Here is an 18,745-nt window from a genome sequence, read left to right as displayed (position 1 = left end):
CCTCAGACAATGCCTCGACTATTGTACGCACTGTGACATACCAAAAACAAATCGCGCGCCATCATACCCAAATCCTTCACCATCAATCCACGTGTACACCATCGTCCTGTGGTGATCGGTGCATCGGCATCATGCGCATCATCGTGTGGACGATACTCTCCAGCCGCGCGACCACGCTGATGGCCTCCTCTGGCATCGGTGCATAATGGCTCCATTGAGGATGTGCAATCATGCGCTCCATACTGTCCGCATCCAGCTCCACATCCCGATGCATGACGGCGAATTCCATCACGTGCAATGCCTCGTCGATGTATTTGCCGACATCCAACAGCGCTCGGTCCTCCTCACGCGGGTGATCCCCCTTTTGCAAGCGGGCCTCCAGTGCCAATAGAACGTCGGAAAAGCGATGCATCGCGGCGAGCACACCGATTGCGACGTGTGGATCCCACCCCTGTTGCACCGGCTCGTTCATCGCTTGTTGCACCGCTGCCACAGCGTTCGTGCGGGCGAGGCGCGCCGACTTGCGGAGCGCTGAAACCTGCGTCCCCTGACCATCGCGCAACCTTGCCAGGACGGCTTGAAAGTAATTCCTTTGCGCTCGAATCAAATCCGCCAACGCCACGTGAACGCTTTGATGCCGCCAGGACGGCCAGAGGATATACGCACCAAACGCCAGGCAGCTGCCGATGACCGTAGCGATCAGCCGCCCCACCATCGTCGAGAGCACAGGCTGCTGTTGAAAGAACGACAACAACACAATAATTTCGCCGGTGAGCGCGCAAGTGAACAGCGCGTAATTGTAATTGACCATCGTATACATCGCACCAGCGAACACAAGGATGAGCAGTGCACCAAACAAGTGGTTCTTATCCGGCACCTGAACCAGCCACGTCGCCGCACAAATTCCCAAGACGGTCCCCGCCATTCTCGCGATGCCCCGTGAGAACGTGGCAGTAAAATCCGGCTTGAGAATAATCATCGTCGTGAGCGGCAACCAGTAGCCGTGCGGCAACGGCAGCCAACGCGAGAGCATCCACCCAATCCACAGCGTCACAATGACCCGAATGCCGTGCCGAAACGTCGTGGATTTGAGCGTGAGATTCGCCCGCAAGACGGTCCACGCCCGCTCCCATTGGTGCATAAGCGGCGTCTTTGCTGGCGCCGATGTCCTATCGGCCGGGACAATCCCAGTCCATTGGTCAACCGCGCGAGCGATGACGACAGCGACTTCCTGCGCGTAAAGACGGGCTTCTCCCGCCGCTACCCCGTCTGATGCACGCTTCAATTCGGCCACCGCCAACTGCAACCGTTGCGCGTCATCCGACGGATGAATTGGCTGTTCGCGAATTACGTGGGACAATCGCTGGACAACATCCGCCAACGCGCGAAGCACTGGTTCGATCCCGTCCGATGCCCCGCCGCCACTGTGGTTATCATGGCCGCGCGTCATCCCCACCAACGCGACCGTATACATCCGAATTTGTTCAGCGGTATTCGTCAACACACGCAGTTGCTGCCACTTCACTTGTTTCATATACGAGTCATTGAGTGCGGTCTCCGCGTTGAGCAGCGCCGTGGCCAACTGCAAATCGGCGACCCGTGTGTGCCTTCGTGCGTAATTCGCGAGGCTCGCGTACACCTGCGCCACGGCCGCCGCCTCCGCACTTCTGCGACTCATTGCGTCGACGAAGAGCATCAACAGCGTCTGGCACAATCCACCGACCAAAACTAGAATTGCCCGATAAACGGCGTGAAGCGGATCTTGTGGATAGGTTGAGACCAGCAACAACGCATTGGTCGACAAAAGCCCAACTTGTCCCGCTTCGTTGCTCAGTGCCCCCATCATCGCCGCGATAAAGCCACTGGCCATGATACACAGGACAATGAGCCAGGAAATATTCCCCGCGAGTGCGCCGATAAACGTCGCGACCCCCATCCATGCAGTCGCCAGGAGCATGGTTCGCGTGCGCTTTCGAGCGGTGCCGCTCATACCTGCAAAACCGGTGACAAGCGCACCGACGGACACGCCTACGCCAAGCAGGAGTTGGTGTGCCAAGAGGCCGACCACGAGAGGCAGCACCACCCCCACAGCATTGCGGACACCCGCCAGAACGAGAAGTTGCGTTCTGTCGTGCGCAGTCAAGGTATTCAAGCTTCTCAACGTTCTTTTGCGAAGCATCTTTCGCGGCAGCCGCCTTTCCAACCGTTTACAAATATTTTTCAAACCAAACACTTCATCAGTAGAACTATACCGTATACGGCCCCCTAAGATGCTCTTTGTCACCATGAACAAACCATGAAAATGGTGTGTGTAAGCAAGACATGGCTGCATCGTGAGGTCATCTTGAAACGAGTCCCTATTACAAAATTCTCTGATTATAGTACGATGATCCTGTTCACCAATTCATCTAGGAGGTACACGGATGGTTATCAGGAAAGCAAATCCCGAAGATGCAACCGGCATTGCGAAAGTGCATGTTGATAGTTGGAAATGGGATTGTGGGATTCGCCAGCGGTGGAAAAGAGAGATCGGGCCATCGAACGTATCAGGGTGAACTCTATGCGCTCTATATTTGCGAAGCGTTTCAGAGGAGCGGAATGGGTCGCGCGTTGCTCGGAAAGGTTGTCAACCATTTGCGGGCTCTTGGATACCACAACATGATGACTTGGGTACTGAAGGATAACCCAGCACTTCGTTTTTATGAACACGTGGGTGCAAAGAAATTCGATGAGAAGCTAGATGAGTTAGACGGCACGCCACTCATAGAATACGCAGTAGGCTGGGTGGACCTTTCCGCGTGGAAATAAATTTGCGCATATAAATTTGAGCGTACGGGGTAAAAGCTCAACGCTATGATGACGTTACATGTAACACGACAAGCACGACAGCGCGAAACTTTCATTTTATTGATCACGACACAATTCGGTACCGAATCATACAAAGGAAAGTGTGAGACAGCGCCATGAGAATACACAATGACAAACATCGTTCGCCCGCAACCGCACGCCGAATCAAACTCCGCCCACAGCTGGCATTCAACGCTCGTTCATGTCGCGGCCGATGATGATGCACACAACGAACCGAATTCAATTGGGCGTACTTGGCGCGGATGACTCGCTGGCCATTATTCAGGAAGTCGCGAAAACGTATGAGGAGTTGGAATTAATCCCGATTGTCTATTGGGAGGAAGACGAGATACCTGACCGTATTGCGCCGTATTTGTCCCGGGCGCAGATGTGGCTCTTCAGCGGCCAAGTTCCCTATTCCATCGCGCGCCAGCAATTGCAGGTAGACCGCCCGATGTTCTACACGCGCCACTCTGGTGAGGGACTTTATAAAGCCCTCCTATATTGGGTTCATGAGCGCGGATTGAAAGTGTCGGACATCAGCTTTGACACACTCAGTCCTGATGTCGTCGCAGCGTTTTTAGCCGATGTCGGCATCTCGTCAACGGTGCACCTCAAACACTACAACGGCGTCATCCGATCAGAGGAGCTCGTCAACTATCACAAATCGCTCTGGGAAGAAGGTGTGACGCGTGCATCTATCACGTGCCTCCGTTCCGCCCATCTGCAACTCGAAAAACTGGGCCTCCCCACGATGCACCTGACGCCGACACACAGCGAAGTTCGCCAAGTGCTCGAAAACATCATTCAGACACACGAACTGTTACAATCGCGCGACGCACAAGTCGTCGTCCAATTGATTGGGATGAACCCTGACCAAATCGCCACATTGGCCACCGATTGCGACGCGACGGTGCAGCGTTACGCGCGCTATGTCCATGGCTCCACGCAAAAAGTGAGCGCTTCGCAGTGGATGGTCTATGCAACCCGTGGTGCCATTGAAGAAATCACACACAACTTTTCAAGGCGGCCGACCCTGCCCTTCCTAGCCGACATCGAAGCTCAGATTACGGTGGGTATTGGTATCGGGACAACCGTCTTAGCGGCAGAAGAGCGCGCACACTTCGCGTTGAACGAGGCAAGTACCTTAGGCCTTGGACAGTGGGTCTGTGTCTTGGAGAACAACCAGGTCATCTCACCACTGAGCAGTGGCGAGGAAACATTATCTTACCCGCTGTCACACGGGGATTATGAAGACTTGAGCCATGCGATCTCGCTCAGCGCACTCACCCTGACAAAACTCGCGAGTGTGCTCGACAAGCGGGGCTCAACCCGATTGACCGCACACGAACTCGCCAAGCACCTGCATATCTTGCCGCGCAGCGCTCGCCGCATTCTCCTGACGTTAGAAGCGCATGGCCTGGCAACGGTCGTCGGAGAAGAGACCCCCTATCAACGTGGCCGACCGCGAAAAATTTACGATATTCGATTGTAATTAGACTAGTCAGACAATTTCTAAGAATGCTATAGTGTTCTCAACCGTAAATCAGCCGAAAATAGGTTCGGCTGATTTTTAGCATAATTCTGGGAGATGAAATCATGTCTGTTGAGCTGTCGAATATCCGTTCCCTGGTCCAACAAATTGGTGGTGAATTGGTCACCTGGAGACGCCATTTGCATCAAAATCCGGAATTGTCGTTTGAAGAAGCTCAAACGGCGCAATTTGTCTATGACACGCTGTCCACGTTTCCAGGCCTTGAGCTATCCCGCCCCACCAAGACCAGTGTACTCGCGCGGCTAAAGGGCGCACAGCCTGGCCCCACCTTGGCGATTCGCGCCGACATGGACGCGCTGCCAATCACTGAGGAAAACGACTTTGAATTCATCTCCAACACACCGGGCAAAATGCACGCCTGCGGGCACGACGGACATACCGCGATGCTGCTCGGAACAGCGAAAATTCTCAGTCAATTGGCCGTTCAGATTCACGGCGAGATCCGCTTCATCTTTCAACACGCGGAGGAGTTGTTTCCTGGTGGCGCACAGGAAATGGTCAACGCCGGCGTGATGGAAGGCGTTGATGCGGTCATCGGCATCCACCTCTGGTCGCCGCTGGAAGTGGGCAAAATCGCCGTCCGATCCGGCCCCTTCATGGCCGCCCCCGACACGTTCTACATCACCATTCGCGGTAAGGGCGGTCACGCGGCGATGCCACATACCACGGTCGATCCGGTCGTCATCGCCGCCCAAGTGGTCACCAACCTGCAGCACATCGTGTCGCGCAATATTGACCCGCTCGACCCGATTGTGCTCTCCGTCACCCAGTTCCACGCGGGTACGGCACACAACGTCATTCCGGAGACGGTGGAGCTCAACGGCACAGTCCGCTCGTTCAAGCCGGAACTGCGCACGGAGGTTCCACGGCTGATGGAACAAATCGTCAAAGGCGTCACAGAGGCGCACGGCGCTACCTATGAATTCCGCTACGAGCAGGGGTATCGCCCAGTCATCAATGACGAGGCAGTCACCCAACGCGTGCGCGACGCGCTCGTCGAGGTATTCGGGGAGGAAGTCGTGATCGAGGGAGAGCCACATATGGGCGGCGAGGATTTCTCAGCTTATCAAAGCGTGACGCCTGGCACATTTTTCAACGTCGGCGCTGGCAACGTGGCGAAGGGCATCGTCTACCCGCACCACCATCCCAAATTCACCATAGACGAAGACGCATTGCCTATCGGCGTCGAAGCGTTCGTCAGCATCGCACTGAAGACATTAGGCTAATCTGCGTTCAATCGAAATTGCACCAGTGTGAAAAGGGCAACGCTGCATTCGAACGAATGCGCCAGCACGAAACAGCTGGCTGAAAACCAGCACCGCGGGCGATTACGAGTCATTACAGGTTGAAAGGAGGTGACGGCTTTGTCCGTCCGCTGGCTTACGATTATTCCGATAATTGGGATTTTTATCGGTGTCATCTTCGCAAATCATGCCACACCGATTGTACTCGGCATGCCGTTCTTATTTTTCTATATGGTCGTTTGGATTGTCCTGACATCTGTGTGCATGGCTATCGTGTACAAATTCGATCCGACGAATAAGGAGTGAAACCTTCGCTATGCACAAGTCACCCATGGTGATTATCTTCGCCACGATACTGATTTCATTGATTTTAGGCATGCTGGCTCGCCGCAAGAAGAAGATGGACTTGGAACAGTGGTCCGTCGGCGGCCGCGGCTTTGGCGTGATGTTTGTCTTCCTGTTGCTCGCCGGTGAAATTTACACGACGTTCACGTTCCTTGGCGGCAGTGGTTGGGCCTACGGAACAGGTGGACCCACCGTGTACATCCTGGCATACGGCGCCGTCGCCTACCTGTTTTCCTATTTTCTACTACCGCCAATCTGGCGCTATGCAAAAGAACACAATCTCATTTCGCAACCGGACTTTTTCATCAAGATGTTTGATAGCAAGTGGCTCGGCATTCTGGTCGCCGTCGTCGGTGTAGTCGCCATTATCCCTTACCTGCAATCGCAGATGACTGGCCTTGGCCTCATCGTCGAAACGGCTTCCTATGGCGCCATCAGTCAGCCTGTCTCCATCGGCATCGCAATGATTGTCCTGGCCGTGTACGTGACCATCAGCGGAATTCACGGTACAGCCTGGACAGCCGTCCTAAAAGACATCCTGATTGTCATCGTCGTCCTGTTTATCGGCATTGCCCTGCCGATTCACGTCGGTGGATTTCACGACATGTTTACAAAGATCAACCAAGAAAAGCCTGGCTTTTTGACACTTGGCAATGGCGGCATGGGTATTCCCTGGTTCATTTCGACCGTCGCCATGACGGGCCTCGGATTTTACATGTGGCCGCACGCCTTCGGCGCCGTGTATACGGCGAAGCATGAAAGAATCTTCCGACGCAACGCGATTTTCCTGCCACTCTATCAACTCGTGCTGTTGTTCGTCTTTTTCGCAGGATTTGCGGCCATCCTCATTGTGCCGAACCTGCAAAATTCGAACTTGGCCCTGTTGGCCGCTGTCCAAAAGGTGTTCCCGGCTTGGGTCGCGGGCATCATCGGCGGCGCGGGCGTACTGACCGCCATTGTGCCAGGTTCCTTGATGCTGATGTCGGCAGGTACGCTCATCGCCGAGAACATCTACCGTCCCTTGTCCAAAAGCGCGACGGACGCAAAGGTGCAAATCGTCGCTCGCGTGTTCGTCTGGATTGTAGCAGCCGTCACGTTTCTCTTTTCACTGCAAAGCAACGCGGCGATTGTCTCCCTCTTGCTGATGGGATACGACTTCGTCTCGCAGTTCTTCCCAACCGTCCTGCTCGCGATTTTCGCGCGCGGCGCGGTCAGCAAAGTTGGCGCATTCGCCGGCATCCTGGTCGGTGTGGGCCTCGTCGTCTACTTCACACTCTCAGGCCAATCCATCCTGTGGGGTGTCAATATCGGCTTCTGGTCCATGCTTGGCAATATGATTGTCGTCCTAGTCGTCTCTGCCGTCACACGCGATGCAAGCAGCAAGGTCAAAGAGTCGGTGACCGCATAAACCGACCTGAACAGCCCGCTGAAGCCAGACCACAGCAGACAGACACACGGAAGCCACCCGGCTTCACGTATCGAGCGCGCCGCATGGGCATTACGCCAAGCGGCGCGCTTGTGTTATGTGGGTGGATGCGGTGGAGGGGCGCGGTGGTCGGCACGCGGCCCGGCGGCGGCACGCGGGGCCTGGGCGCGATCCCGGTGAAATAGCGCACATTTTCTGCCTTATTCCCGGATTCCCAGGAAATCTGCGGCATTTAGTGCATGAAATTTACCTTATGCCCGCAAAATCACCGGAAATCACGGCCTAGGGTGACGAATAGGGTATTTTTTCGACCTTATCCGGCGGATTTTCAGTTGAACGGTCTTATTAAGACACGTCAATCACGTCGATCCCGGTCTCATGGTATGAGGCAACCCGGCACGCGGGTCAGGCGCAGGCACGCGTGCCCCGGGCGCGATCCCGGTGAAATAGCGCACATTTTCTGCCTTATTCCCGGGCTCCTAGGAAATCTGCGGCACTTAGTGCATGAAATTTACCTTATGCCCGCAAAATCACCGGAAATCACGGCCTAGAGTGGCGAATAGGGTATTTTTTCGACCTTATCCGGCGGATTTTCAGTTGAATGGTCTTATTAAGACACGTCAGTCACGTCAGACACATCGATCCCGGTCTCATGCTGTGCGGCAGCACGTACCTTCGATCCGCCGCACACGCACACTCCCCCGTGCCGGCCGCAACCTCCGCCCCGACACACGCCCATCAGTCGCCGCGAAATGCCCGAATCGCGGCGGCCAGGCGCTCGATGCCGCTCGCCATCTCGGCGGGGCTCACGTGGCTAAACGACAGCCGCAGGTACTCCGCGCCAGCGCCAGCACCCGCCACCGCAGCGCCCCCCGCCGGCACACCTGCCACCACCGGCGCAACCGCCCCCCCCACCGCCGGCGCACCTCCGACCGCCGCAGGTATCGGCGCCTTATAGAAGTAGTAGCCAGGGATGTAAGCGACGCCCGCCCGTAAGGCGTGCGGCAAGAGCGCCAGCGTGTCGACACCCGGCACATGGACCCAGACAAAGTACCCGCCCTGTGGAGTTGTCCAAGTGACATCTTGTGGCATCGACTTTGCGAGGAGATGGAGCATCTCATCGCAGCGGGCGTGGTAGGTTGCGCGGATGGTGGCGAGTTGTGCAGGCCAATCCGACTGCTGTAGGTAGAATCCGACTGCCGCTTCGACAAACGTGTGATCTAGGTCCTTTTTGAACACGGACATCGCGTCGATAATCGGTGCAGGTCCGACACTCCAACCCACGCGCAGGCCGGGGCCGAGAACTTTTGATAGGGATCCGACATGAATCACCTGATCTTTCTCCTCATCAAGGGCCTTGAGCGCAACGGGTGGATGCTGAAAGAAAATCTCTCCATACGCGTCATCCTCGACGATGAGGAAGTCATAGCGTTTGGCGAGATCGAGCAGTCGTCTGCGGCGGGCATCGCTCAGCGTATACCCCGTCGGATTCTGAAACGTCGGGATGGTATACAGAAACGTAGGCATCACTTGGTGTGCCGCCAAGCGCGCCTCCAAAATCTGCTCCAGCGCGTCAAGGCGCAATCCATCCGCGTCCATCGGGACGGCGATAATATCGTCTGTGTAGTTCTGAAAGATCTCCAACGCTTCCATATAAGTTGGCGCTTCGACCAGGACGGCGCGAGTGGAATCGAGCAAGACGCGCGCGATTAAATCGAGACCCTGAATGGCGCCGGCGGTGATCAGTAGTTGCGTTTGCGCCCCATCGACCACGATGCCGCGGCTCGCGAGATGATTTCGCGCCCACTGGCGAAGATTTGTGGCGTAACTGCTGCCGAGGTAATGAAATGGTAAATCGCGTTCTTCCTGAACCAACGCCTGAATCGAACGGGTAAACTCGGCAGTTGGAATCAACGAAGCATCCGGGTAGCCAGCACTGAGGCGGATAGCACCTGCAGGGACCTCTGGCATCCAAGCACCGGGTGCGGGATATTGCAGCGCCGCGCGTACGGCCGGCGGGAAAAGTTCACGTTTGTTCACGAAATCAGCCACCTAATCAACAATTAATCGGAAAACACCTTGAATTGCGAATATGAATTTAGTTGCAATTTCCTCTGGACATATTGGTCAACTGCATATATATACATTATATAAAAAGATTATACGAATCGCGATGGCGTTTAAAAATAGGGGGATATGCACATGAAACGTTTTACGCAAATTGGCGCTGCAGTCGGTGCTGTAGCGTTCATGGCTGCGGCCGTGACCGGCTGCGGTACGAATTCGACATCTGGTTCAACCAACTCCACCAGTGGTTCATCCGGTTCCGAACCCACCTTGGTTCTGGCAACCTCAGCCGACTACAAACCGTATGAGTACCATGATACTTCAAGTGGGCAGGACAAAATTGTCGGATTTGATATCGATGTTGCAAATGCCATTGCAAAACAGCTTCACTTCAAGGTGAAGATTGAGGATATGGATTTCGACGGGTTGATCGCCGCGCTTCAGGCACACCGGGCGGATTTCGTCATCGCCGGCATGACTGCGACGCCGCAGCGGAAAAAGAGCGTAGATTTCTCGGATGTCTACTACCAAGCGGAAAATGTGGTCATTACGAAAAAAGGTGACAACATCAAATCGCTCAAGGACTTGAGTGGGGACAAAGTGGCGGCGCAATTGGGATCCATCCAGGAAGACGCCGCAAAGACCATCCCGAACGTAAAATTGGATTCGCTCGACACCATCCCAACCGTCGTTCAGGAAGTCCTCTCCAACCGCGCTGACGCGGCAGTCATTGAGAACACGGTCGCCACCGGTTACGTGAAGAGCAACCCACAGTTGCAAATCAATAAAATTGCGGGGATGACCGAGAACGGATCGGCTATCGCATTCCCGAAAGGCTCACCGTGGACCAAGAAATTTGACACGGCCATCGAGAAGATGAAAAAAGACGGCGAACTTCAACAACTGGCCGAAAAATGGTTTGGTGGCGGTCAGTGACACAACAGCTAAGTAAAGGGGGCGTGGCGTGATGGGCTTGGATTTTAGCCAAATCAATTTTGGCTTTATCCTGGGAGGCGTCCTCGTCACCCTCGAATTCACGGTACTGTCGACGATTTTTGGCTTTATTCTCGGTACGCTATTATCCATTATCAAGATTTCAAAGTTCGCGCCGCTGCGCTGGTTCGGTATCGCGTATACCTCTGTCTTCCGCGGCACGCCGCTCTTGGTGCAGGTAAGTCTCGCGTACTTCGCGGTGCCACAGCTAACCGGCTATGACATTCCTGCGCTGCAGGCTGGTATCATCACGTTCTCGCTGAACTCTGCCGCGTACGTCTCCGAAGTCATTCGCGCCGGTATCCTCGCGGTGCCCGCAGGGCAGCGGGATGCCGCGCTGTCGCTCGGCGTCCCTTACGGCAAAATGATGCGCGACATCATCCTGCCGCAAGCGGTCAAAAACATTTTGCCGGCACTCGTCAACGAGAGCGTCGCACTGCTCAAGGACTCGTCGCTCGTGTCCGTCATCACCGCCAACGATTTGATGCGACGGGCGCAAATTACGATGTCGAACACCTATCGCTACTTTGAACCGCTGATTCTGATTGCGGCCATCTATTACGTCATTGTCATTTTCCTGAGTTGGATTGGATCCCGCTTGGAGAGGAGGCTGCGCCAGAGTGATTAAAGTAGAGCACCTCCACAAATCGTTCGGCAAACTAGAGGTACTAAACGACGTCTCCCTCGAAATTGCCAAAGGGGAAGTCGTGGCATTGATTGGTCCGTCTGGATCCGGCAAGTCGACGCTGTTGCGCTGCCTCAACTTGCTGGAAGTGCCCACCTCGGGTCACGTCTATATCGACGGGATCGATATCACGGCGAAGGGCACCAACGTCCTCAAAATCCGCGAGAATTTGGGGATGGTGTTTCAACACTTTCACCTGTTCCCACACAAGACGGTGATGGAGAACATGATTTACGCGCCGACGAAGGTCAAAGGTGTCGACAAAGAGACCGCCAAACGAGAAGCGATGGACTTGTTGCGCCAAGTGGGCCTAGAGGACAAGGCCAACAGCTACCCAGAGACCCTGTCCGGCGGCCAGAAGCAGCGCGCCGCCATCGCGCGGGCGCTCGCCATGAAGCCAGAGGCGATGCTGTTTGACGAGCCGACCTCGGCACTCGACCCAGAGATGGTCAAGGAAGTCCTCCAGGTCATTCAGGGCCTGGCGCACACTGGCATCACCATGGTCATTGTGACGCACGAAATGGGCTTCGCTCGAAACGTGGCGGACAAGATCTGCTTTCTCGATCACGGCCAGCTACTGGAAGTCTCCACACCGGACGTGTTCTTCTCCAATCCAAAGACCGAACGGGCGAAAGAATTTTTGTCCAAGGTGTTGTGAGGGATATCGGAAAAGCTGTCACCAGACGCAAGGCAACGCAAAAATCGGCTCCTGCAGCGCGCAGGGGCCGATTTTATCATGTCTCACTTCCAGCCGGGCGCGCTCCGCGAGTGCTTCACTCGGCAAACCGCTGAAACTCATATGGCAAGAGTCCCGCAGGCAAGTCATCCGGTTCCCCGAGCGCCGCTGTCGCCTCTGCCCATTCGACCAGCCACGTGAACGGCTCTTCGGTCGTAATGCCGCCAAACCACCTGTCCCCGTGCTTGGTGACGATGCTGACGACATTGACGATGTCACATGGGCCTAGGCAGCCGCTAATCGTTAGCTGCACGTGTTTGAGCAGGCGCTTCTCCTTCCACGTGCGCTTCAGCCAATCGAGCGGAATCGCCGGTCGACCTTTGTCTGTTCGGCCACAGCAACATCCAGAACAGACCACGACTTGGGCCAACACGCGCCGCTTCGTCGCGACGCCCGGCGGCAACGAGTGGATGGTCGTCTCCATCTAAAACGCCTCCTATGTATGATACGTCCGACAGGCCTCGAGCCAACGGCGAATCATCCGCGGGTTTGACGCGAAGTGCAGATGCGTATAACCTGCCAACAAATTGCCGCGCGCAAAGCCTTCCGGCTTCTCTCCACGCAGTCCCTTCGCCGCATACGCGTACGTCCAGCTGTCAGTCTCATCCTTCGAACAAGTCTGTGCCGCCGTCGAGTAGTGAAACTCGTGACCGCGGGCCGTCTCGCCTTTGCCGAGCAACAGGGTGTCCGTCAGCGCCGTCACCTCGCGATAGCCAAGTGCCGCCCGCTTGGCCTGCATCTGCACGCGCGCCGGAATCGCGCCGACCATCTTGTGCGTAGCACCGGATTTATCCCGCAGCGACTCGGTCAGCCACATGAACCCGCCGCATTCGGCAAACGTCGGCAATCCATCTGCGATGCGCGCGCGTATCTGCGCCTGCAGCGCCGACTGCCCGCTAAGGATCTCGGCAAACTCCTCTGGAAAGCCCCCACCGATGTATAAGCCATCCGCATCTTCTGGCAACAGTTCTCCCGCAAGCGGCGAGAAATATTGAAGCTCTGCGCCATACCACGCGAGCAACTCCAGATTCTCTGGATAATAGAAGTTAAACGCGCTATCGCGCGCAACCGCCACTTTCACAAACGGCGGCACAGGCGATCCAGCAAACAGCGTCTCGGATGGCGCTTGCCAATCGGCGGCGTCGGCTGCGAGTTCGACGAGCAAATCGAGATTGACCGTCGCTTCCATCACATTTGCGAGGCCATTGAACAAGTCGTTCAACTCACCGCGCTCAATCGCCGGCAAGAGGCCTAAGTGGCGCTCGGGAATGGCCAGATGGTCGTGGCGCTCAAGATAGCCGAGCACCGGCACCTGACAAACCGCTTCAATCGCCGCCTTGACCAACTCGTAGTGCCCCTTGCTGCCGACGCGATTGACAATCACCCCCGCCAACGGCACCTGTGGGTCCAACTGCTGAAACCCGAGGACCACGGCAGCCGCACTGCGCGCCATACTGGCCGCATTGACGACCAGGATGACCGGCGCCTGCAACAAGCGGCTGACCTCCGCCGTGCTCCCTTCGTCAGACAGCGGCTGTTTGCCGTCATACAGGCCCATGACGCCTTCAATCACCGAGATATCGGCGCCTTGACTCCCGCGGTGAAAAATTTCGCGGACGCTGTCCTTCGGCATCATCCACGTGTCCAAGTTGCGCGAGGGGCGGTGTGTTAAGGCGGTGTGATAGGCGGGATCGATATAGTCTGGGCCGACCTTGAAGCCCTGTACGCAAAGCCCACGGCGCGCGAGCGCCGCCATGATACCCAGCGTGATGGTCGTCTTGCCCGCACCGCTGTTCGTACCGGCAATCACCAAGCGTGGCCGTTTCATGGTCTCACCTCGACGTCGCTGCCAAAAGAACGTGCCCCCTGCGCGGCCAATGAAGGCGTAGCGCCTGCTATTTCAGCCGCTTTCTGTGGCACCAGACATACGGACACTGTCACGTTCCCCGACTTGCGCTTCTCCAGAACCCACGACGACGCCCCGGACGACAACCGTGCCGCCGGTTCACTCACGCCGTACGCGCCCACATACTTGTAGACCGTCTCCGACGGATTCGGAATCTCCACCGCGTTCAACTCCTCGGCCGCGTATGTCACGAGCGGCACGTTGTAGCGCCGGCAAAATTCCAGTAGCCCGGGTTCGTCGCGCTTCACGTCAATCGTCGCGACGTTGCGAATGCTCTTTGGCGAAAGCTGCAAAGCCTTGAGCGTCTCCTCAACCACCGCGGCGATTTCGTCCGCCGGCGTGCCCCGGTTGCAGCCGATGCCTAAGACAATCACCTTCGGGCGGTACAAAACGCCGTTTTGCAGGAGAACACGGGTCTCCTCGTCGGTGAGTAGGCGCGGCGTGATGACCAAGGCTGCGTCAAACGGTTCCTGCATCGCATCGCGGGTGTTGTCGAACACGTGCAGATAAGGTGGCAAAGGTTTGTCATATGTCCACCAGTCCCGCTCGCCAGCCTCCTGCACGATGTGCACGCGCTGCTCGTTCACCACCGCTGCGCTCACCGGAGTCACTTTCTCGAAATTGGCAATCTCCCAACCGTACGCGCGGCCCAATAAATCGACGGCGAGCGTCTCGCCGACGTCGGACGCTGTCGTGATAACCGGTCGCGCGCCAAGTGCGGCCGCGACTTTGCGCGTCAAATCGTTGGCGCCACCCAAATGGCCCGAGAGGACGCTGATGACGTGCTCTGCTCTATCGTCGATCACGACCACCCCCGGATCCGTCTTCTTATCCTTGAGAAGCGGCGCAATCAACCGCACCATCGCCCCCAGCGAAAAGATGCCAATCAGGCCGCTGTACGCGTGAAACAGCGTGGGCACGTGGGCGACGACGGATCCTTCGTAGGTCGTGATACCACGCTCCGCTTCGTCTCCATATGCGAACTTCTCTGGGTAATAGACATCGACGTCCGGGAGTTGCGCCTGCAGGCGCCGGGCGATGGCAGTGCCGTGTTTGGTGATCGCTACCACGGCGTTTGCTTTCGTCATCCCTCTACCACACCCTTTCGGTAGCGATGCGTGAACGTCTTGTCGTACAGCTTCGAACGATGACCGTCCGAAAGCGCGAGATCAGGCTGAAGCGCCCAGCCTGCGAGAATCATCGCGTGGCTGGAGACGTGCGCGTCGCCCATCGCCCGCACGAGACCGGAGAGTGTGCTGCGAATCACCAATTGGTCAGGCCACGTGGCTTTCTGCACGACGGCTACCGGTGTGTCCGGCGACCAGCCAGCAGCCAGTAAGTCGTCGACCGCCTTCTTCGCTAGTGTCGCACTCAAAAACAGCGCGAGCGTCGTGTGGTGCTTCGCCAAATCGCGCAGTTGTTCGCCCTCCGGCATCGGCGTGCGCCCGCCGACACGCGTGAGAATCACCGTCTGCGTCAGCTCCGGCACCGTCAGTTCTGCCCCAAGTGCGGCCGCCGCCGCGAACACCGAACTCACGCCCGGGACCACCTCGTAGGGAACCTCCGCACGCCGAAGCAGTCCAATCTGTTCCAAGATGGCGCCGAAGACAGCCGGATCGCCCGTATGCACACGCGCCACACTGCGCCCTTCGCGCACGTGCGAAACCATCAGGTGGACGATTTCCTCGAGCGCCATGCCAGCGCTTTTATACACCTGTGTCGTCGGTCCGCAATAGTCGATCAGTTCCGCGCGCACGAGGCTGTCCGTGTAGATGACCACATCTGCCCCTTGAAGAATTCGCATGCCTTTGACCGTGATGAGCTCCGGGTCGCCCGGGCCCGCACCGACGATATACACTTTCGCGTCCAGTTTCATTTCCTCACCACCATCAGCGTCAAATAGTTGAGTGAAGCACCTTTTAAGGCGCGGACGTCGTGCCAGACGCGCTCGCTCGTCGAGGTCACTTTCGTGCAGACCGCCGCCTTCTCCGTGAGACCTAATTCGTCGAGCAACCCAATCATCTCGTCGAGCACCTTGGCGACCTTCAAAAACACCACACAGTCGTGATGCAATAACGCATCCCTCATCGCGTCCATATCCGCGCGCGCCGGAATGATGGCGACGGCCTCGTCGCCGTCCGCCAAGGGTAACCCCAATCGGTTCGCCGCGGCGTTCACCGACGAAATGCCTGGCACCGAGACAACCTGTACCTCCTGGTGCGTTTGCTGCATCAACCGCGCCATGTGAATAAACGTGCTGTAGAGCATCGGGTCGCCCTCTGTGACGAAGACGACGTCGCGCCCCGCGGCCAAGTGCTCATAGACCGCGTCCACCGTCTTCTGCCAGGCGACGCGCAACGCGTCCTCATCTTTTGTCATCGGGAACACGAGGCCGAGCATCGTCTTCTCAGCCGGGTTCACATACTGTTCGACGATTTCCAGCGCGTAGCTTTTACCGCCCATCCGCTTGTTCGGGTAAGCAATCACTGGCGACGACTGCATCAGCCGAAACGCCTTCACAGTCAACAGTTCTGGGTCTCCCGGGCCGACACCGACGCCGTACAGCGTGCCTGTGGTCTGTGTCACGAATTCTCCTCCTCCCCCGCATGGTTTGTTTCAAGGCTGTTTGTTTCAAGGATGCCGGTCACCAAGTAGACCGGGTTCATCCCTTCCAGACGCGTGAGGTTCAAAATCGGCTTACTCCGGGCCGTCTGGACCAGCGTGACGCTTACGGTCAGCCCCAGTTCGCGCAACGTCTGGTACGCCTCGTACAAATTTTCGATAGTCGCCGCGTTGACCACGATGCGCCCACCCTCGCGCAGACGGTTCGCGCAGATGTGCAACAACTCGCCAAGTTCGCCGCCGCTGCCACCGATAAACACCGCATCCGGATCTGGAAAACGCTCCAACCCATCGGGCGCCTTCGCGTGAACAGCCACAAAATCCGTCCGAAATTTCACCTGGTTTTCACGCAAATTGACCAAGTCGCCCTCATTTTTCTCGACCGCAAACACCTGTAAGTCCGGCGTGGAGAGAATCGCTTCAATCGATACAGAGCCTGTGCACGCGCCGATATCCCACAGCACGTCGCCCGGACGCAGCCGCAATTCAGCGAGACTCAACACGCGGACCTCGCGCTTCGTAATCAACCCTCTGTCGGGCTTTCGCTGCGAAAACGCGCCGTCGTCCATCCCCAGCGTAAATACGGGCGATGGGGCGTCATCGCGGCGGCGCAGGATGACGACATTCAGCGCGGCAAATGACGCATCGCTGAGGGATTGCAGGTCGTACCAACCCGTTTTCTCCTGCTCGCCGCCGAGGTGTTCGCCGACAAACGCGTCATATTCCGTCATGCCGTATTCCAAAAGGTAGCGGGCAATGGCGCCAGGCGTATTGACGTCGTCCGTCAACACCGCCACACACGCCCGATTGTGCAGCTTTTGTGCAAACCCTTGGATAGGTCGCCCATGCAAGCTGATGACGGGCGCATCCTGCCAGCTGAGCCCAGCCCGCGCAAACGCCAATTGCACGGAACTCACGTGCGGCACAATATCCACACGATGATGCCCGAGGCGCTTTGTCAGCACGCCGCCAATGCCAAAAAACAGTGGATCCCCACTGGCCAACACCGCCACAGGCCGCGTGGCCGACACTTGGTCAATTTCGTCTATCGCCACCCGCATCGGCGTCGGAAACACGCGCTTTTCGCCTGTGAACGCAGGGAACAAAGCCAGTTGTCTTTCACTCCCGTACAACACCGCACACGCGCGAATGCGGTCTCTTACCGCATCGCCGAGCCCTTTGACACCGTCGTCGCCGATGCCGACGACGACCACTTTTTTATCCGTCAATTTGCGCGCCTCCTAAATACTCGCCCGCGAGCGTGGTCAAATCTGTCCGAATTCGCATCCCACCGTCGACATGCTGGAGCACGTGCGTACAGCACGCGTACGCCAGCCGATCGAAAAATTCGCGATAGCCGCGTTCGAGCATCCAGTCGCCGACCTGACTCGCCGTATTGGCCTCGCGAATGGCTTGGCACAACTCAGCCGGCGCACCGACGTCCGCCGCAATGGACGCCAAAAAACCGAAGTCGATGGGCGCGCTCTTGGCGTGCACCATCATGACGCCTTGCGCGACTTTCGAGAACTTGCCCATCATGCCGACAAAGCGCACCTCCCGCATGCCGGTGCGCTTGGCGTGCTTGGCCGAAAAGCCGACAAAGTCGCCCATCTCGACAAACGCCTCAATCGGCAACTCTGGGAACATGCGAATCGCGTACTTCTCACTGCGGCCGCCGGTCGTCAACACCACGGTCGTGAGCCCCTGTTCCTTTGCGACGTTCATCGCGTAGGCGATACTCGCCTTGTACGACGCCGTCGAGAACGGCACGACAATCCCGCGCGTGCCTAAAATCGAAATGCCCCCCACAATCCCAAGCCGCTCGTTCAGCGTCTTTTTGGCGATCTCCTCACCATCCGGCACGGAAATCACCACCTTGACGCCACGCTGAATCCCGTATTCAGCGAGTACGGCCTCGACCGTCTCGCGAATCATTTTGCGCGGCACAGGATTAATCGCCGCCAAGCCGACTGGAATTGGGAGCCCCGGCTTCGTCACCCGGCCGACGCCGACGCCGCCGTCAATCTCCACGCCATCGCCTTCAATAAACGACACCGTCGCGACAATGCGGGCGCCGTGGGTGGCGTCGGGATCGTCTCCGCCATCCTTAATCGTCGTAACGGACGCCATATCTTTCGTGAATTCGACGTCCTGCAACGAAAACTCAACCCACTCGCCGGCGGGAATCCAGATGGTCGCGGACGTCACGGGTGCCTGCTCAATCAGGGTCAAAAGCGCCCCTTTGGCACACGCGGTCGCACAAGCACCTGTCGTATAACCGTGCCGGAGCGGGCGATTGGGTACGTCGAGCATCTCGCC

At 57.2% G+C, this 18,745-nt stretch carries 17 protein-coding genes; 8 read left to right on the top strand and 9 right to left on the bottom strand.

Annotated elements, in window-relative coordinates; genetic code table 11:
- Positions 1–82: 82 nt before the first annotated feature.
- A complete protein-coding gene (locus tag K1I37_RS03410) occupies positions 83–2,152 on the bottom strand; it encodes an FUSC family protein (protein ID WP_242215978.1) in 2,070 nt (689 codons plus the stop codon).
- A gap of 299 nt (positions 2,153–2,451) precedes the next feature.
- Between K1I37_RS03410 and K1I37_RS03405 the strand changes: the two genes are divergently transcribed.
- From K1I37_RS03405 to K1I37_RS03385, 5 genes are all read left to right on the top strand, one after another.
- A complete protein-coding gene (locus tag K1I37_RS03405) occupies positions 2,452–2,808 on the top strand; it encodes a GNAT family N-acetyltransferase (protein ID WP_021298322.1) in 357 nt (118 codons plus the stop codon).
- 253 nt (positions 2,809–3,061) lie between these two features.
- Positions 3,062–4,342, top strand: a complete 1,281-nt coding sequence (locus K1I37_RS03400) for a helix-turn-helix domain-containing protein (RefSeq protein WP_161624389.1) — start codon at positions 3,062–3,064, stop codon at positions 4,340–4,342.
- A 104-nt stretch (positions 4,343–4,446) separates the two neighbouring features.
- Positions 4,447–5,628, top strand: a complete 1,182-nt coding sequence (locus tag K1I37_RS03395) for a M20 family metallopeptidase (protein ID WP_021298324.1) — start codon at positions 4,447–4,449, stop codon at positions 5,626–5,628.
- Between the two features lie 138 nt (positions 5,629–5,766).
- Positions 5,767–5,952, top strand: coding sequence for a DUF3311 domain-containing protein (locus tag K1I37_RS03390; protein ID WP_021298325.1), 186 nt, complete (start codon positions 5,767–5,769; stop codon positions 5,950–5,952).
- A 10-nt stretch (positions 5,953–5,962) separates the two neighbouring features.
- A complete protein-coding gene (locus K1I37_RS03385) occupies positions 5,963–7,399 on the top strand; it encodes a sodium:solute symporter family protein (protein ID WP_021298326.1) in 1,437 nt (478 codons plus the stop codon).
- A gap of 756 nt (positions 7,400–8,155) precedes the next feature.
- Here the strand turns inward: K1I37_RS03385 and K1I37_RS03380 are convergent.
- Positions 8,156–9,457, bottom strand: a complete 1,302-nt coding sequence (locus K1I37_RS03380) for an aminotransferase-like domain-containing protein (protein ID WP_021298327.1) — start codon at positions 9,455–9,457, stop codon at positions 8,156–8,158.
- Positions 9,458–9,619: 162 nt separating this feature from the next.
- Here K1I37_RS03380 and K1I37_RS03375 point away from each other — a divergent pair, with 162 nt between their 5' ends.
- Genes K1I37_RS03375 through K1I37_RS03365 form a run of 3 tightly spaced genes read left to right on the top strand, consistent with a single transcriptional unit; the run spans position 9,620 to position 11,820 of the window.
- Positions 9,620–10,420, top strand: coding sequence for a transporter substrate-binding domain-containing protein (locus tag K1I37_RS03375; protein ID WP_021298328.1), 801 nt, complete (start codon positions 9,620–9,622; stop codon positions 10,418–10,420).
- A gap of 31 nt (positions 10,421–10,451) precedes the next feature.
- Positions 10,452–11,105 (top strand): amino acid ABC transporter permease, encoded by a 654-nt coding sequence (locus tag K1I37_RS03370; RefSeq protein ID WP_021298329.1) that lies wholly within the window; start codon positions 10,452–10,454, stop codon positions 11,103–11,105.
- Positions 11,098–11,820 (top strand): amino acid ABC transporter ATP-binding protein, encoded by a 723-nt coding sequence (locus K1I37_RS03365; protein ID WP_021298330.1) that lies wholly within the window; start codon positions 11,098–11,100, stop codon positions 11,818–11,820. Before K1I37_RS03370 ends, K1I37_RS03365 begins: the two co-directional genes overlap by 8 nt.
- Before the next feature lie 115 nt (positions 11,821–11,935).
- On the opposite strand, the gene K1I37_RS03360 is transcribed toward K1I37_RS03365, so the two are convergent.
- From K1I37_RS03360 to K1I37_RS03330, 7 genes are read right to left on the bottom strand one after another with little or no spacing between them, the layout of a single operon-like run.
- Complete coding sequence (locus tag K1I37_RS03360) at positions 11,936–12,322, bottom strand: (2Fe-2S) ferredoxin domain-containing protein (RefSeq protein WP_021298331.1); 387 nt, start codon at positions 12,320–12,322, stop codon at positions 11,936–11,938.
- Between the two features lie 12 nt (positions 12,323–12,334).
- Positions 12,335–13,726: a cobyrinic acid a,c-diamide synthase CobB gene (locus K1I37_RS03355; protein WP_021298332.1), complete on the bottom strand. Its 1,392-nt coding sequence runs from the start codon at positions 13,724–13,726 to the stop codon at positions 12,335–12,337.
- The gene (locus K1I37_RS03350; RefSeq protein ID WP_021298333.1) at positions 13,723–14,892 is read right to left on the bottom strand and encodes a cobalt-precorrin 5A hydrolase; all 1,170 of its coding nucleotides are present in this window, start codon (positions 14,890–14,892) and stop codon (positions 13,723–13,725) included. Before K1I37_RS03350 ends, K1I37_RS03355 begins: the two co-directional genes overlap by 4 nt.
- Positions 14,889–15,680, bottom strand: coding sequence for a precorrin-4 C(11)-methyltransferase (gene cobM / locus K1I37_RS03345; RefSeq protein ID WP_021298334.1), 792 nt, complete (start codon positions 15,678–15,680; stop codon positions 14,889–14,891). The genes K1I37_RS03350 and cobM overlap by 4 nt, the downstream gene beginning before the upstream one ends.
- Positions 15,677–16,390 carry a precorrin-2 C(20)-methyltransferase gene (gene cobI, locus K1I37_RS03340; protein ID WP_021298335.1) on the bottom strand — a complete coding sequence of 238 codons (714 nt, stop codon included), beginning with the start codon at positions 16,388–16,390 and terminating at the stop codon, positions 15,677–15,679. Before cobI ends, cobM begins: the two co-directional genes overlap by 4 nt.
- Complete coding sequence (gene cbiE / locus K1I37_RS03335; protein ID WP_021298336.1) at positions 16,387–17,655, bottom strand: precorrin-6y C5,15-methyltransferase (decarboxylating) subunit CbiE; 1,269 nt, start codon at positions 17,653–17,655, stop codon at positions 16,387–16,389. Before cbiE ends, cobI begins: the two co-directional genes overlap by 4 nt.
- A complete protein-coding gene (locus K1I37_RS03330) occupies positions 17,645–18,739 on the bottom strand; it encodes a cobalt-precorrin-5B (C(1))-methyltransferase (protein ID WP_031219242.1) in 1,095 nt (364 codons plus the stop codon). Before K1I37_RS03330 ends, cbiE begins: the two co-directional genes overlap by 11 nt.
- Positions 18,740–18,745: the final 6 nt, after the last annotated feature.

The organism is Alicyclobacillus acidoterrestris (genome assembly GCF_022674245.1).
Lineage (GTDB): Bacteria > Bacillota > Bacilli > Alicyclobacillales > Alicyclobacillaceae > Alicyclobacillus > Alicyclobacillus acidoterrestris.
This window is presented reverse-complemented; position numbering and strand designations above follow the sequence as displayed.